Source organism: Nonomuraea sp. NPDC049129 (assembly GCF_040648495.1).
Taxonomy (GTDB): domain Bacteria; phylum Actinomycetota; class Actinomycetes; order Streptosporangiales; family Streptosporangiaceae; genus Nonomuraea.
Window position 1 is genome coordinate 20,001 of sequence record NZ_JBEZDU010000026.1, and the last position, 13,755, is coordinate 33,755.

Sequence of the window (13,755 nt, forward strand, 5' to 3'; positions counted from 1 at the left end):
GCCCTGCCCCGTCGCGGACGGCCGTGCGCCGGATGCTAGCTTGACCCTTCGTGTCTGACTATCTTCGCGATCTCTTCTCCCTGGACGGCCGGCGAGCCCTGGTGACCGGCGGCAGTTCAGGGATCGGTTATGCCATGGCCGAGGCGATCGGCCGCGCCGGAGCCGAGGTGGTGATCGTGGCTCGCCGGGAGGCCGAGCTCGACAAGGCCGTGCACCAGCTGCGGCAGCACGGCGTGACGGCCTCCCGCATCAGCGCCGACCTCGGCGACCGCGCCGCCGTGGAGCGGGTCTGCGCCGGCGCCGGCCAGATCGACATCCTCGTCAACGATGCCGCCAACAACATCCGCAAGCCCATGGCCGAGCTCACCGACGACGACTATGAGCAGACCATCGCGGTCAACCTGACCGCCCCCTACCTGTTCGGCCAGCACTTCGGGCCGAGCATGGCCGAGCGGGGCTGGGGGCGGATCATCAATGTGGGCTCCCAGCAGACCGTCAGCGCCTTCGGCAACAGCGGTGTGTACGGTGCGGCCAAGGCAGGGATCGGCGGCCTCACGCGGTCGCAGGCCGAAGCCTGGTCAAGCCGGGGCGTATGCGCCAACACGATCATCCCCGGATTCGTGCTGACGCCGCTGACCGAGCCGGCTCAGGCCATCCCCGGCCGGGTCGAGGCGCTCGCCGCGCGCCACATGGTCGCCCGTAACGGCGTGCCAGACGATTTCGCCGGTGCCGCGGTGTTTCTGGCCGGTGACGCCTCCGCGTTTGTCACCGGCCAGATGCTGTTTGTCGATGGTGGCTTTTTCGTGCACTGATTCAGCCGAGCGCCTTTACTTTGTAGATTACTTGCGGCGGATGTGTCGTACCTCCGCGCCTTCGTGCCAGGTGTCGATGAGCAGTTCGTCGCCCTCGACCCGAGTCCACACCACCTCGGACAGGTCGATCCTGAACAGGTGCGAGTCGGTGCCGGGCAGGCCGGCCTCGGCCAGCACCTTCGGGTCGGTGATCTCCACCGCCCGGCCGGCCAGTTTCACGTCGCCGGCCCATGACGACGGATCCGCCTCATCAGGGTCGGGCGAGGTGACGTGGATGGCCATGCGCGGATCTCGCCGCAGGTCGAGCGCCTTGACCGCACCGGGCATGGACCCCATCCACAGCTCGCCGCCGTCAAGGCGCGACTCAGTGCCGCTCACTCTGGGAGAGCCGTCCTTACGGAGCGTGGCCAGCACCTTGTGCTTGTGACGCTCCATCACTCCCCGAGCGACCGCCGCCAGCTCGGGGGCCTGGATCTCGAACTCTTTCCACGACGTCATGTGAGCATCATGAACGAAGGCACCGACAAAAACCCGGCCGGGAGGTACGGGCCCGCAGTACGGACCCACCGCGTCCATGCCGACGGTCGGGGTCTAGACGGTCGAGGTCTAGACGGTGTTCTGACGGCTCGGCAGCGCGTCCCCTCTCAGTCCCGGTCCGGCTCCTGGGACAGCTCGTGCGACAACTGTTCCAGCTCCGCTCCCCCCGCCATCAGCCCCGTCAGCTCCTCCCGCGTGATGTCCCCCTTGCCGTACTCCCCCAGGCTCGTCCCCCGGTTGAGCAGCAGGAACCGATCCCCCACCGGATAGGCGTGGTGCGGGTTGTGCGTGATGAAGACCACGCCGAGACCCCGGTCGCGGGCCCTGGCGATGTAGCGCAGGACGACACCCGCCTGCTTGACGCCCAGCGCCGAGGTCGGCTCGTCGAGGATGAGCACCCGGGCGCCGAAGTGGACGGCCCTGGCGATCGCCACCGACTGCCGCTCGCCGCCGGACAGCGTGCCGACGGGCTGGTCGACGTCGCGGATGTCGATGCCCATGGCCCGCAGTTCCTCGCGGGCCACCCGCCGGGCCGTGGCGACGTCGAAGGCCAGGCCCTTGCGGGGTTCGGAGCCGAGGAAGAAGTTCCGCCAGACCGACATGAGGGGGATCATCGCCAGGTCCTGGTAGACGGTGGCGATACCGCGGTCCAGCGCCTCGCGCGGGCTGGCGAAGCGCACCTCGGCGCCGTCCACGAGGAAGGAGCCGGTGTCGTGCTGGTGCACCCCGGCGAGGATCTTGATGAGCGTCGACTTGCCGGCGCCGTTGTCACCCAGGACGCAGGTGACCTGACCCGCCTCGACGCTCATCGACACCTCCCGCAGCGCCAGGACCGAGCCGAAGGTCTTGCCGATGTCGCGCGTCTGGATGATCAATGCTTCACCTCCTCGGCGTACCGCCGGACCAGGCGATTGGCGAGCGTGGCCAGCAGGAGCATGGCGCCGAGGAAGAACTTGAACCAGTCGGCGTCCCAGCCCAGGAAGACGATGCCCTTGTCGGCCATGCCGAAGATGACCGCGCCGATGGCGGCGCCGATCGCCGAGCCGTACCCGCCCGTGAGCAGGCACCCGCCGATCACGGCGGCGATGATGTAGATGAACTCCTGCCCGATGCCGATGTTGGCCTGCACGGAGGTGTAGCGCAGGGCCAGGATGGAGCCGACGAGCCAGGCGGCGACCGCGGTGGTCATGAACAGCGCGATCTTGGTACGGGCGGCGGGCACGCCGACCGCGCGGGCGGCCTGCTCGTTGCCGCCGACCGCGAAGATCCAGTTGCCCACCCTGGAACGCATGAGCACCCAGGTCGCCGCGGCGGTGACCAGCACCCACCACAGGATCGCCACGCGGAAGGAGGTGCCGCCGATGTCGATGGTGCCCGCGAAGATCGTCCGGGCGGTCTCGTAGCCCGCCGCCCTGCGCAGTCCGCTGACCTGTACGGTGCCGGTCAGGGCCTTGGTGACGCCCAGGTTGATGCCCTGCAGCATGAGGAACGTGCCCAGCGTCACGATGAAGCTGGGCAGCCGCGTCCTGGTGACCACCAGCCCGTTGGCCAGTCCGATGAGCAGCGCGACGACCAGCCCGACGAGCATGGCCGTCCACACGTCGAAGCCGTAGCGGGTGGCGAGCGTGACCAGGATGAGCCCGGTCGTGCCGGTCAGCACGCCCGCCGACAGGTCGAACTCGCCGCCGATCATCAGCAGCGCGATCGCGACGGCCATGATGCCGAGCGTCGCGGCCGGGTCGAGCCAGTTCGCGATGCCCGCCGGCGAGCGGAACACCGGGGACTGGGCGGCGAAGAAGGCGAACACCGCGACCAGGCCGACGACCGCCCCCAGCTCCGGGCGGATCAGCAGCCGGCGGGCCAGGCCGACGCTGCCGATCCGTTCATCGGCGGGAACAGTGGTCACCTGGTGCCCGCTTCTGCCAGTTTGGCCACCTGCTCGGCGTTGTCCTTGGTCACGAAGCCGGGGCCGGTGTTGACGGGCAGGCCGCCACCGACGGTGTTGAGGTTGTTCTTGTACAGGTAGAGGAAGACGATCGGCAGGTAGCCCTGCAGGTACTGCTGCTGGTCGACGGCGAACAGGATCTCCCCGTCCTTGATCGCGGCCACCACGTCGCCCGACAGGTCGAACGTGCCCAGCTTGGTCTGCGTCCCGGCGTCCTTGATGGCGTCGCGGGCGGCGATGGCGACCGCCGGGTTGAGCGTGAGCACGCCGTTGAGCTGCTTGTCGGACTGCAGCTTGGCGGTGACCTTGGAGGTCACGTCCGCCAGGTTGCTCACGTCGACCTGCAGCCGCTCGACCGTGCCGCCCAGCGTCGCCTCGGCGCCCTTGCACCGCTGGTCGAGGCCGACGTTGCCGGCCTCGTGGATGACGCACAGCAGCTTGGTGACGCCGGCGGCCTTGAGCTGTTCGCCCGCGCCGCGCCCGGCCACCTCCTCGGACTGCCCGACGTGGGTGATGGCGCCGAACGCCTTGGAGGAGTCGGCGCCGGAGTTGATCGTCACGACGGGGATCTTGGCGGCGACGGCCTTGCCGATGGCCTCCTTGAGGGCGTCGGGGTTGGCCATGGACACCACCACGCCGTCGACCTTCTCCGAAACCGCCTGGTCGATGAGCTGCGACTGCTTGGCCGGGTCGCCGTCGCCCTGGTAGGTGACCTTCACGGCGTACTGCTTGCCGGCGGCCTCGGCGCCGTTCTTGACCACGTCCCAGAAGGAGTCTCCGGGTCCGGCGTGGGTGATGACGGCGAAGGTGCCGCCGCTCGCCGCGGCGGGCGCGGATCCTGCGGCCGGTGCGCTGCTCTGCGCGGCGGGTTGCGGCGCAGAGGAACAGCCGCTCAACGCCAGAGCGCCCAGCAACGCCACCACGATCGGGATTCGTCTCATCCGACACCTCCAAGACCAACGGGCTCGTCCCTGGTTCTACCCCAATGTCATCTGCTTGTATAGACATACGGACCAATGGTGACAATCATGGTTTCGTCCTGATGTCAGGACATGATGGTCGCCACGCATTCCAAGAAGAAGGAGCCGCGATCACCCTCGATTCTACGCCGCCTACCTGGCCGAACCCCTGACAGTAGAACGGAATCGTACGTTCCCATATGCTAGGGGGATGACGACCCCAGCACCGATGAGCGGCCGCAAGGCACAGGCCGCCCGCAACGACACGTTGATCCTCCAGGCGGCACGGGCGGTGTTCACCGCCGACCCGGGCGCTCCGATCGCCGCCGTCGCCGAGCGGGCGGGCGTCGGGATCAGCGCACTCTATCGCCGATACCCCAGCAAGGAAGCCCTGTTGCAGAAGCTCTGCTTCGACGGGCTGATGCTGTACATCGCCGCCGCGGAGAAGGCGCTGGCCGACCAGGGCGACCCCTGGGACGCCTTCGCCACGTTCATGCGGGAGATCGTCGAGGCCGACACCCACTCCCTGACGATCGCGCTGGCCGGGACGTTCCAGCCGACGGAGGAGCTGTACGAGGCCGCCGTACGGGCCAGTGACCTGGCGACCCAGGTGCACGGCAAGGCGTCCACCGCCGGTGTGCTGCGGCAGGACGTCACGGTGTCGGACGTGGCCATGCTGTTCGAGCAGCTGGCCTCGGTCAAGCTGGGCGAGCACGAGCGCACCGAGCAGCTGCGGCACCGCTACCTGGCGCTGTTGCTCGACTCGCTGCGGCGGCCGCCGGCCCACCGGCCGCTGCCCGGCCCGCCGCCGCAGGACGCCGAGCTGCGGGCCCGCTGGACGCCCGGCTCGCCCTGATCCCGCCTCCGCCCTTCCCGCCTTCCAGCGGAAGCCTCAGTCCTCCCCCGCCTTCCAGTGGAACAGGTACGACATCACGAAGCCGAACAGCCCGGTGGCCCCGGCCGCCACGGTCATCGCCAAGCCGAGGCTCGACACGGCGCCGGAGACCAGCCCCGGGGTGCCGGCGACCAGGCCGACGGCCTGGATCAGCACCACCACGACGCCGAGGACGAGGAACACGACGAGCCCGATCTTGAACAGCGCCATCGTCACGCGCTTGAGGGTGTCCACTGCGGATTCCTTTCGGGGAGATCAGATCAGATCGGCAGCACGCCGGTCGCCACCAGCACGCCGAGGGCCAGGATCGGGATAACGAACCAGATGATGAGCCGTCCGAAGGTCCTGGCCGGGTCCACCCCGGCGATGCCGCTGGCGATGTAGATGGGTGCCGCGCCGGGAGGAGAGGCACCCTCGGTGGAGGCGAAGATCATGATGGCGGTGGCCGCGGCCACGGGCGAGACCCCGGCCGCCGTCAGGGCGCTGAAGGCCACCCCGCCGACGGCGGCGATCGTCGCGCTCCCGGTCAGCGGCGCCGCGATGATCACGATCAGCAGCCCGACCAGCGTGGCGATGACGGCGACCGGCGCGTTCAGCCCCTTCATGATGGCGGTGAGCTGGTCGACCAGGCCGAGCTCGCCCAGGCTGGCCGCGGCCGCGAAGGCGAAGAACAGCGTCGCGCCGATCACGGCGTAGCGCGGGGCCATGTCGCCCAGCAGCTCGTTCCAGGCCCGCCCGGTGCGCGGCAGCCGCTTCCAGGCCACGGCCAGCGTGGCCAGGATGGTCAGCACGGGGATCCAGACGACGATGCTGATGTCGTCCGCGGCCTCGCCGACGCGCGACTCCATCCACTTGACGCCGAAGTCGAGGGTCATGACCACCGGTACGGCGATGCCCGCGTACACCAGCAGCGACGTCCACCCGGCGCGCAGGGCGGCCCGCAACGGAATCAGGTCGGCGGCGTCGGTGGCCTCGATCCGGTGGCGCCGTACCCAGACGAACACGACGATGAAGCGGTAGAGCACGGTCCACAGCCCGCCGACGAGCGCGGGCACGAACAGCTGGTCGGCCGTCAGCACGGGCGCCACGGCGGCCGAGCCGAGCAGCAGGAACATCGACGAGCTCGGCGGGATCGAGATGCCCAGCCCGGCGTTGCCCGCCACCAGCGCGGCGGCCAGGTCGGGCCGCCAGTTGGACCTGGTCATCCACGGGATCGTCACCGACCCCACCGAGGCGGCGATGCCGGACCCGGACCCGGCGGGCCCGCCGAGCAGCGCCGCGGCGGAGGTGGAGACGTACCCGGCGCCGCCGCGCAGCCGCCCGAAGATCGAGTTCAGTACGGTCACCTGCTCCTGGATCAGCCCCAGCTTGGTGAGCAGGTAGCCCATGAACACGAAGGCCAGGGCGGCGAAGACGACCTCCTCGGCCAGCGCGTCGGAGATGCCCGCCCAGGCCAGGCCGAGGAAGCCGGTACCGCCGAACAGGCACACCCCGAGGAAACCGATGAGCATGGCCTCACCGATGTTGCGTTTCAGCACGCCGTTCCAGACGACGATGATGGCGATATAGGCGACGAGCGCCCAGACGGCGATGCCCATGGCGAAATGGCCTCCGTTGGGGGTGGTGGCGAAAAGGGAGCTGCGGCTTATGGAGTCGGTGCTCGGGCGCGGCAAAGCCGGCCGCGGCGAAAGATCAGCCTTCGGGCGCGGGAAAACCAGCCGCCGCTAAAGGTCAGTCCTCGGGCGTGCGATGTCGGCCGCTGTGAAAGGTCAGCCCTCGGGCGCGAGCCGCTCGGCGAGATCTAACGTACGACGGGCCCTGGCGACGATCGGCGCGTCGACGAAGCGGCCGTCGGGCAGCGCGACGGCGCCCGCCCCGGCCCGCTCGGCCTGCTCGGCCGCCTGGACGATCTCGGCGGCCCGGTCCCTCTCCTCCCGTGTGGGAGCGAACGCCCGCCTGATCACCGGGATCTGGCGGGGATGGATCGCGGTCCTGCCGAACAGGCCCAGCGCGCGGCCCGCCCGGCAGGAGGCCGCCAGACCCGCCTCGTCCTTGACATCGGGGTAGACCGACATCGGCACGGGCGGCAGTCCGGCGGCCGCGGCGGCGATGACCGCCTGGAGCCGCAGGTGGTTCATGGCGCTCTCGTCGGTGATCGACAGCTCGGCGGCCAGGTCCTGCTCGCCGAGCGCGATGCCCGCCACGGCCGGGTGGGCGGCGATGGCCTGGGCGGCGACGATCCCGGCCGCAGACTCCAGCAGCGCGTACGCCCTGACGCCCAGCCCGTCCAGGACGCCGGCCGACTCGACCTTGGGCAGCCGGACCGCGTCGAGCCCCGGCAGGCCGGCCAGCGCGTCGAGGTCGTCGCGCCCGCGCCCGCCCGCCAGGTCGTTGATCCTGACGTGCACCTCGACGGATCCGCTGCGGCCTCGGCTCGCCAGGTAGGCGGCGGCGTTGGCCCTGGCCTCGTCCTTGCGGACGGGCGCGACCGCGTCCTCCAGGTCGATGATGACCACGTCCGCCCCGGAGGCGGCGGCCTTGTCGAACCGCTCGGGCCGGTCCCCGGGGACGTACAGCCAGGTGACGGGGGTGTTCACGCGATCACCCCGTCCTCGCGCAGCTGGGCTATCTCCTCGGGCCCGTAGGCGAGTTCGCCGAGCACCTGGTCGGTGTCATGGCCGAGGGGGCGCCCCGGCCAGGAGACCGCGCCGGGTGTGTCGGACAGGCGGAACAGCACGTTCTGCATGGTGACCGTGCCCAGTTCCTCGTCCGGCACCTCGATGAAGGTGTCGAGGGCGGCGTACTGCGGGTCCTTGGCGATGTCGGAGACGTCGTAGATGGGGGCGACCGCCGCCTGGGCCTCCTTGAAGCGGGCGATGACCTCGTCGGCGTCGCGTTCGGCGATCCAGGAGGCCACGGCCTCGTCGAGTTCGTCGACGTGCTGGACCCGGCCCTGGCCGCTGGCGAACCAGGGCTGCTCGACCAGGTCGGGCCGGCCGACCAGGGTGACCACGCGTTCGGCGATGGGCTGGGCGCTGGTGGAGATGGCCAGCCAGCGGCCGTCGCGAGTGCGGTAGGTGTTGCGCGGCGCGTTGCTGCTGGAGCGGTTGCCGGTGCGCTGGGGCACGACGCCGAGTGCCTTGTAGGCGCTCATCTGCGGGCCCAGGATGCCCAGGATCGGCTCGATGATGGCCATGTCGACGACCTGGCCGCGGCCGGTCTGCTCGCGGGCGCGCAGGGCGACCATGATCGCGTACGACATGGCCAGCCCGGCGATGCCGTCGGCCAGGGCCAGGGGCGGCAGGGTGGGCGGGCCGTCCGGCTGGCCGGTCATGGCCGCGAACCCGCTCATCGCCTCGGCCAGCGTGCCGAAACCGGGCTGACTGGACATCGGGCCGAACTGCCCGAAGCCGGTCATCCGCGCCACGATCAGGCGGGGGTTGATGTCCATGAGATCGCCGGGGGCCAGGCCCCAGCGTTCCAGGGTGCCGGGGCGGAAGTTCTCGACCAGCACATCGGAGCGTTCGACCAGGCGGCGAAGGATCTCCTGCCCCTCGGCGCGCGACAGGTCGACGGCGGCGGCGCGCTTGTTGCGCGACAGCGTCTTCCACCACAGGCCCACCCCGTCGACCGAGGCGCCGTGCCCGCGCGAGGGGTCGCCGCGGCGGGGATGCTCGATCTTGATCACGTCGGCGCCGAAGTCGCCGAGCATCATCGCGGTGGATGGCCCGGCGAACAACGTCGCGGCGTCGATGACCCGCAGGTCGGCGAGGCTCGTCATAACGATGTAACTTATAAGAAATATGTCATAGGTCAATACGCTTCTCAGATTGCGGGACACTGATGGTCATGCCGACCAGCGAGCCGCGTCCTCCCTTGAGCAAAGCCGAATATGTCTACAACGTGCTGCTCGAGGAGATCCGCACGGCCAGGATCCCCGGTGGCACCGCCCTGCGCGCCGGAGCGGTGGCCCGCAGGCTCGGCGTCTCGGTCACGCCGGTCCGCGAGGCGCTGCGCAGGCTGGAGAAGGACCGGCTGATCAGCTACGAGGCCCACCACGGCGCGACCGTGGTCGACCTGGGCGACGAGGCGGTGGAGGAGTACTACGGCCTGCGGGCGGTCGTCGAGGGCCTGGGCGCCCGGCTGGCCGCCACCCGGATCACCGCCGCCGACCTGGCCGCGCTGCGCGAGCTGCACGCCTCGATGATCCTTGATGCCGAAGAGGGCCGGCACGAGCGGCTGGGCGAGCAGAGCAGGCTCTTCCACCTGCGCATCGCCGACATCGGCGGTCCCGCCTTCCTCGGCCAGCACGCCAGGGCGGTCCGCGACAGTTTCCCCGTGCCCGCCGGGGCGTCGCTGTGGCTCGACGACGAGCAGGTCAAGCTGCAGCTCGACGCGCACGAGGGCATCCTGGCCGCCCTGGCCGCCGCCGACGGCGCCGCGGCCGAGCACATCATGATCGAGCACGTACGCCTGGCCGGCGACTACCGCAAGGGCCACTGACCGCCCTCAGCCGGACCTCCCCGGCGGTGGTCGTCACAGGTCGGGCACGCGTCACCCAGTCGCGTCGAGGGCGGGACGGAGTTCGGCCCAGGCCCATGCTCCGAGCGTCGTGTCGGTCGTGGTCACGGGGGTCCTCGGCTGCTCGGGGACGAATCCATCGCGCAGCCCGGTCGACATGCCCATGATGGCCTCGACCCACGCCGGGGACATGCCGGCACCGGCCAGCGTGGCGCGCATCTCGTCGTCGGCGACGCGGTGGGCGGTGACCGTGCGGCCCAGGACGTCGCCGACCACGGCCACGGCGTCGTCCCAGGACAGGTCCTGTGGTCCGTGCACGGCCTGCACCCGGCGTCCCGACCAGTCGGCGCGCAGCAGCAGGGACGCGGCCACCGCGGCGATGTCGGCCGGCGCGACCCAGGAGAACCGCTGGCCGGTGGGCAGGAGCACGGCCACGGTACCCGAGCGGATGCTGTCGAGCTCGAACAGCAGGTTACTGAAGAAGTAGCCGCACCGCAGGTGGGTGACGGCGAGATCGGCGTGCTTGGCGACGACCCGGTCCAGCGCCTCCTCGGCAAGGGCCAGCCCGTCGATCTCACCGGCGCCCTCGCGCAGCTCCGCTCCGACGCTGCTCTGCAGGACGGTGCGGGGGACGCGGTTCTCGGCGACCGCGGCGGCGACGACCTCGCCGACCTCGGCGTACGCCGCGACGGGGTCGGCGGCCTCGCCGGGCGGCACGATCAGGAACAGCGCGTCGACGCCGCGGGTCGCCTCGGTGACGGCCGCGGCGTCCCGCAGGTCGACCTCGCGGGCGTCGACGAGGTCGCCCCAGGTCGCGCGGGGCTGCTCGGGGTGGCGGCTCAGCAGCCGCGGACGGATACCGGCCCGGACCAGGTGACCGACCAGGAAGCGGCCGACGTTGCCGGACGGTGCTGTGATTGCGATCTCCATGACCTCCACCGTATGGGGAGATGTGGCCGGATCCTGTCCGCGATTGTGGCGACACTGGAGTCATGACCGATTTCGCCCCTGCCGATGGCGATCCCGCCGGACGGACCCTCCTGCTGCTGGAGTTGCTGGCCGCCCGGCCGAGCTGGTCGGCTTCCGATCTGGCCGGGCGGCTCGAGGTCAGCACCCGCACTTTGCGTCGCGACGTGGCCCGCCTGCAGAGGCTCGGCTACGCCGTCGAGGGCCGGCCTGGGCCGGGTGGCCACTACGCGCTGCGCCCGGGGCACCGGATGCCGCCGCTGGTCTTCCAGGACGACGAGGTCGTGGCTCTGGTGGCGGCCCTGCGCATGGCCGAGGGGATCCTCGCCGGGGACGCCGCGCACCGGGCGCTGGCCAAGCTGTCGCAGGTGCTCCCGCGGCGGCTGCGCACCGTCCTGGACACCGCCGCCGCGGGCAGCGAGAACGTCGACGGCGAGGGTGAGGGCGTGGAACCCTCGACCCTGGCGGCGCTGCTCCATGCGGCCGATCAGGACCTCGTGCTGCGGTTCGGCTACCGCGACCGGCATGGGACCGCCAGCCGGCGGCGGGTGGAGGCGGTGCGGTGCATCTACACCCGCGGACGCTGGTACGTTCTCGCCCACGACCTCGACGCCGGCGACTGGCGGGTGTTCCGCCTCGACCGCGTGCGGGAGCCGGAGGCGGGGGAACCGGGGTCCGGCGACCGCGGCCGGCCGGCCGACGACCTCGCGACCTGGCTCGCCACGGACTTCGGCCGCCGGCCCAAGGGCTGAGAGCTCAGGTGGTCGCGGCGGCAGCAGCGGTAATGAGCGCCGGGCCGCCGACGCGGACCGGCATCGCGACGCTCAGCAGACCGGCTGCCAACAGTACGGCCCCGCTCAGGGCGTCACCTCGGCGAGGGCGGAGCCGCGCAGGTCGAAGCCGCCCACATGCGCCAGATAGTCGCCTGCCTCCAGCGGGTCGCCGACGTAGACGCCGCCCGCCTGCCGGACCAGCAAAGCGCCCGCCGCCACGTCCCACGGGTGGGAGCGGGTGCCGTACGCGACGTCGGCCCACCCGGCGGCGACGTGCGCGAGCTTGAGCGCGGCGCTGCCCGGACGGCGTACGGCGGCGAAGGACTCCAGGAAGCGGCCGAATCGGCGCAGCGCCCGCTCCCCGTCGAGCTCCAGGTCCAGCGGCGTGGGGTAGCTGGACAGCAGCATCGCCTCCCTGTCACGGGTGGCCCCCTGGCTGCGGATCGGGGTGCCGTTGCACCAGGCGCCCAGCGTGGAGGCGGTGAACTCGTCCTCACGCACCGGGTCGTACACGACGCCCGCCACCAGCTCACCCGCCACCGCGGCGGCGATGGAGACACAGAAGAACGGCAGGCCGGCGGCGAAGTTGGCGGTGCCGTCGATCGGGTCGACGTACCAGCGCAGCTCGCCCGAGCCGGTGACGCCGCCCTCCTCCCCCACGATCGCGCTGCCGGGCCAGCGGGCGGTGATGACGGCGCGGATCGTCTCCTCCGCCGCCCGGTCATGCTCGGTGACCGGGTCGTGGAAGTCGCGCTTGGTGGCGACCGGCGGCCTCGACCTGAAGGCCTTGCGCAGCCTCGGCCCGACCGCCCTGGCCGCTTCCGAGGCGGTGTCGAGCAACTGTGTCGCGTCCATGTCTCCTCCAGGGGCACTTCACGCTCATCAGCACGGTCATGCCCAATTCCGGGCATTCGACGTACTTCTTCAATTATGTCAAGACAGCAGATTGTCATGACCTACTGCCTACGCGCGAGATTTGTCAGGACATTCTGACCTGGGTTAATCTGATCAGCATGACCGCGAACCTGGCGATCGACCTGGACCGCTCCAGCCCCGTGCCGCTCTACTTCCAGGTGGCCGAGCAGATCGCCGAGGCGATCCGGCGAGGCGACCTGGCGCCCGGCTCTCGGCTGGACAACGAGATCCTGCTCGCCGACAAGCTGGGCCTGTCCAGGCCCACGATCCGCCAGGCCATCCAATATCTGGTGGACAAGGGCCTGCTGGTCCGCAAGCGCGGCGTCGGCACCCAGGTGGTGCACGGGCAGGTCAAACGCTCGGTCGAGCTCACCAGCCTCTACGACGACCTGCGCCGCTCGGGCCAGGAACCGGCGACCCAGGTTCTCGCCCTGGAGCCGCGGCCGGTGAGCGAGGAGATCGCCGCCGTCCTGGGCGTCGAGCCCGGCGCCGACGTGCTCTACCTCGAACGGCTCCGCTTCGCCGCCGGCGAGCCGCTGGCCGTGCTGCACAACTGGCTGCCGCTGGGCCTGGCCCAGCTGACGGCGGCCGACCTGGAGGGCCGCGGCCTGTACGAGCTGCTGCGCGGCGCGGGTGTGCGGATGCGGGTGGCCAACCAGCGCATCGGCGCCCGCGCGGCGAACCAGGCCGAGGCCAAACTGCTGGACGAGCGGCGCGGCGCCCCGCTCCTGACCATGCTCCGCACCACCTACGACGACCAGGGCAGGGCCGTCGAGCACGGCTCACATGTCTACCGGGCCTCGCTCTACTCCCTTGAGGTCACCCTCATCGAGCGCTGAGGCCGCGCGCCGCTTGACGTACCAGGTGGTGGCGATGCCGCACAGCACCGCCGCCACGAGCCCCACCCATGAGAAGCCCTTCAGCCACTTCTCGGCGACCATGCCGAGATAGAAGATCACCGCGGTGGTGCCGCCCGCCCAGACGATCCCGCCGAGCACGTTGGCGATCAGGAATCGCCAGTACGGCATGCGCAACGCCCCCGCCAGCGGCCCGGCCAGGATGCGCAGCAGCGCGATGAAGCGCCCGACGAACACGGCCCACACCCCGAACCGGTCGAAGTAGTGCTCGGCCTTGCCGATGTGGTGGGGCCCGAAGTGCTTGGGGAAGCGCCGTCCGAGTCGCTCGAACAGTGGCTTGCCGCCCTTGCGGCCGATGGCGTAGCCGATGGAGTCGCCGACGATCGCCCCCGCGCTCGCGCAGATGCCCACCCACACGGGGCTGACGACGCCCTTGGCGGACAAGAGCGCGGCGCTGACCAGCACGATCTCGCCGGGCAGCGGGATGCCGAGGCTCTCGACCCCGATCACCAGGCCGACCAGGGCACACAGCCACGCGGGCGGGATGGCCTGCAGCAGTTCGTCGATGTGCACGC

General features: G+C 70.9%; 16 protein-coding genes. 5 read left to right on the forward strand and 11 right to left on the reverse strand.

The window, feature by feature from the left end:
* Positions 1 to 101: 101 nt before the first annotated feature.
* Positions 102 to 812 carry an SDR family oxidoreductase gene (locus tag AB0B64_RS48610; RefSeq protein WP_358194224.1) on the forward strand — a complete coding sequence of 237 codons (711 nt, stop codon included), beginning with the start codon at positions 102 to 104 and terminating at the stop codon, positions 810 to 812.
* A gap of 27 nt (positions 813 to 839) precedes the next feature.
* On the opposite strand, the gene AB0B64_RS48615 is transcribed toward AB0B64_RS48610, so the two are convergent.
* The 4 genes from AB0B64_RS48615 to AB0B64_RS48630 all read right to left on the reverse strand — a co-directional run bounded on the left by AB0B64_RS48615 (position 840) and on the right by AB0B64_RS48630 (position 4,235).
* Positions 840 to 1,310, reverse strand: coding sequence for a pyridoxamine 5'-phosphate oxidase family protein (locus AB0B64_RS48615; RefSeq protein ID WP_358194238.1), 471 nt, complete (start codon positions 1,308 to 1,310; stop codon positions 840 to 842).
* 146 nt (positions 1,311 to 1,456) lie between these two features.
* Positions 1,457 to 2,224 (reverse strand): ATP-binding cassette domain-containing protein, encoded by a 768-nt coding sequence (locus AB0B64_RS48620; RefSeq protein WP_358194254.1) that lies wholly within the window; start codon positions 2,222 to 2,224, stop codon positions 1,457 to 1,459.
* Entirely contained in the window at positions 2,221 to 3,255 is a 1,035-nt protein-coding gene (locus AB0B64_RS48625; RefSeq protein WP_357952915.1) for an ABC transporter permease, read from the reverse strand. The genes AB0B64_RS48620 and AB0B64_RS48625 overlap by 4 nt, the downstream gene beginning before the upstream one ends.
* Positions 3,252 to 4,235: a sugar ABC transporter substrate-binding protein gene (locus tag AB0B64_RS48630; RefSeq protein WP_357952917.1), complete on the reverse strand. Its 984-nt coding sequence runs from the start codon at positions 4,233 to 4,235 to the stop codon at positions 3,252 to 3,254. Before AB0B64_RS48630 ends, AB0B64_RS48625 begins: the two co-directional genes overlap by 4 nt.
* 229 nt (positions 4,236 to 4,464) lie before the next feature.
* Here AB0B64_RS48630 and AB0B64_RS48635 point away from each other — a divergent pair, with 229 nt between their 5' ends.
* Positions 4,465 to 5,109 carry a helix-turn-helix domain-containing protein gene (locus AB0B64_RS48635; protein ID WP_357952919.1) on the forward strand — a complete coding sequence of 215 codons (645 nt, stop codon included), beginning with the start codon at positions 4,465 to 4,467 and terminating at the stop codon, positions 5,107 to 5,109.
* 36 nt (positions 5,110 to 5,145) lie between these two features.
* Here the strand turns inward: AB0B64_RS48635 and AB0B64_RS48640 are convergent, their stop codons facing one another.
* The 4 genes from AB0B64_RS48640 to AB0B64_RS48655 form a co-directional block, all read right to left on the reverse strand.
* Positions 5,146 to 5,382: a hypothetical protein gene (locus AB0B64_RS48640; protein ID WP_357952920.1), complete on the reverse strand. Its 237-nt coding sequence runs from the start codon at positions 5,380 to 5,382 to the stop codon at positions 5,146 to 5,148.
* Positions 5,383 to 5,408: 26 nt separating this feature from the next.
* Entirely contained in the window at positions 5,409 to 6,746 is a 1,338-nt protein-coding gene (locus AB0B64_RS48645; protein ID WP_357952922.1) for a TRAP transporter large permease subunit, read from the reverse strand.
* 171 nt (positions 6,747 to 6,917) lie between these two features.
* Entirely contained in the window at positions 6,918 to 7,745 is an 828-nt protein-coding gene (locus AB0B64_RS48650) for a CoA ester lyase (protein WP_357952924.1), read from the reverse strand.
* A complete protein-coding gene (locus AB0B64_RS48655; RefSeq protein ID WP_358194316.1) occupies positions 7,742 to 8,929 on the reverse strand; it encodes a CoA transferase in 1,188 nt (395 codons plus the stop codon). Before AB0B64_RS48655 ends, AB0B64_RS48650 begins: the two co-directional genes overlap by 4 nt.
* 95 nt (positions 8,930 to 9,024) lie before the next feature.
* On the opposite strand from AB0B64_RS48655, the gene AB0B64_RS48660 reads away from it, so the two are divergent.
* Positions 9,025 to 9,651, forward strand: coding sequence for a GntR family transcriptional regulator (locus AB0B64_RS48660; protein WP_358194323.1), 627 nt, complete (start codon positions 9,025 to 9,027; stop codon positions 9,649 to 9,651).
* A 51-nt stretch (positions 9,652 to 9,702) separates the two neighbouring features.
* Here AB0B64_RS48660 and AB0B64_RS48665 read toward each other — a convergent pair whose 3' ends face one another.
* Entirely contained in the window at positions 9,703 to 10,599 is an 897-nt protein-coding gene (locus tag AB0B64_RS48665; RefSeq protein ID WP_358194333.1) for an NAD(P)H-binding protein, read from the reverse strand.
* Between the two features lie 62 nt (positions 10,600 to 10,661).
* Here AB0B64_RS48665 and AB0B64_RS48670 point away from each other — a divergent pair, with 62 nt between their 5' ends.
* The gene (locus AB0B64_RS48670; protein ID WP_357952931.1) at positions 10,662 to 11,387 is read left to right on the forward strand and encodes a WYL domain-containing protein; all 726 of its coding nucleotides are present in this window, start codon (positions 10,662 to 10,664) and stop codon (positions 11,385 to 11,387) included.
* A gap of 105 nt (positions 11,388 to 11,492) precedes the next feature.
* Here AB0B64_RS48670 and AB0B64_RS48675 read toward each other — a convergent pair whose 3' ends face one another.
* The gene (locus tag AB0B64_RS48675) at positions 11,493 to 12,263 is read right to left on the reverse strand and encodes an inositol monophosphatase family protein (RefSeq protein WP_357952933.1); all 771 of its coding nucleotides are present in this window, start codon (positions 12,261 to 12,263) and stop codon (positions 11,493 to 11,495) included.
* Positions 12,264 to 12,421: 158 nt separating this feature from the next.
* Between AB0B64_RS48675 and AB0B64_RS48680 the strand changes: the two genes are divergently transcribed.
* Complete coding sequence (locus AB0B64_RS48680; RefSeq protein WP_357952934.1) at positions 12,422 to 13,162, forward strand: GntR family transcriptional regulator; 741 nt, start codon at positions 12,422 to 12,424, stop codon at positions 13,160 to 13,162.
* Here AB0B64_RS48680 and AB0B64_RS48685 read toward each other — a convergent pair.
* Positions 13,106 to 13,753, reverse strand: coding sequence for a DedA family protein (locus tag AB0B64_RS48685; RefSeq protein ID WP_357952936.1), 648 nt, complete (start codon positions 13,751 to 13,753; stop codon positions 13,106 to 13,108). The genes AB0B64_RS48680 and AB0B64_RS48685 overlap by 57 nt on opposite strands.
* Positions 13,754 to 13,755 lie beyond the last annotated feature (2 nt).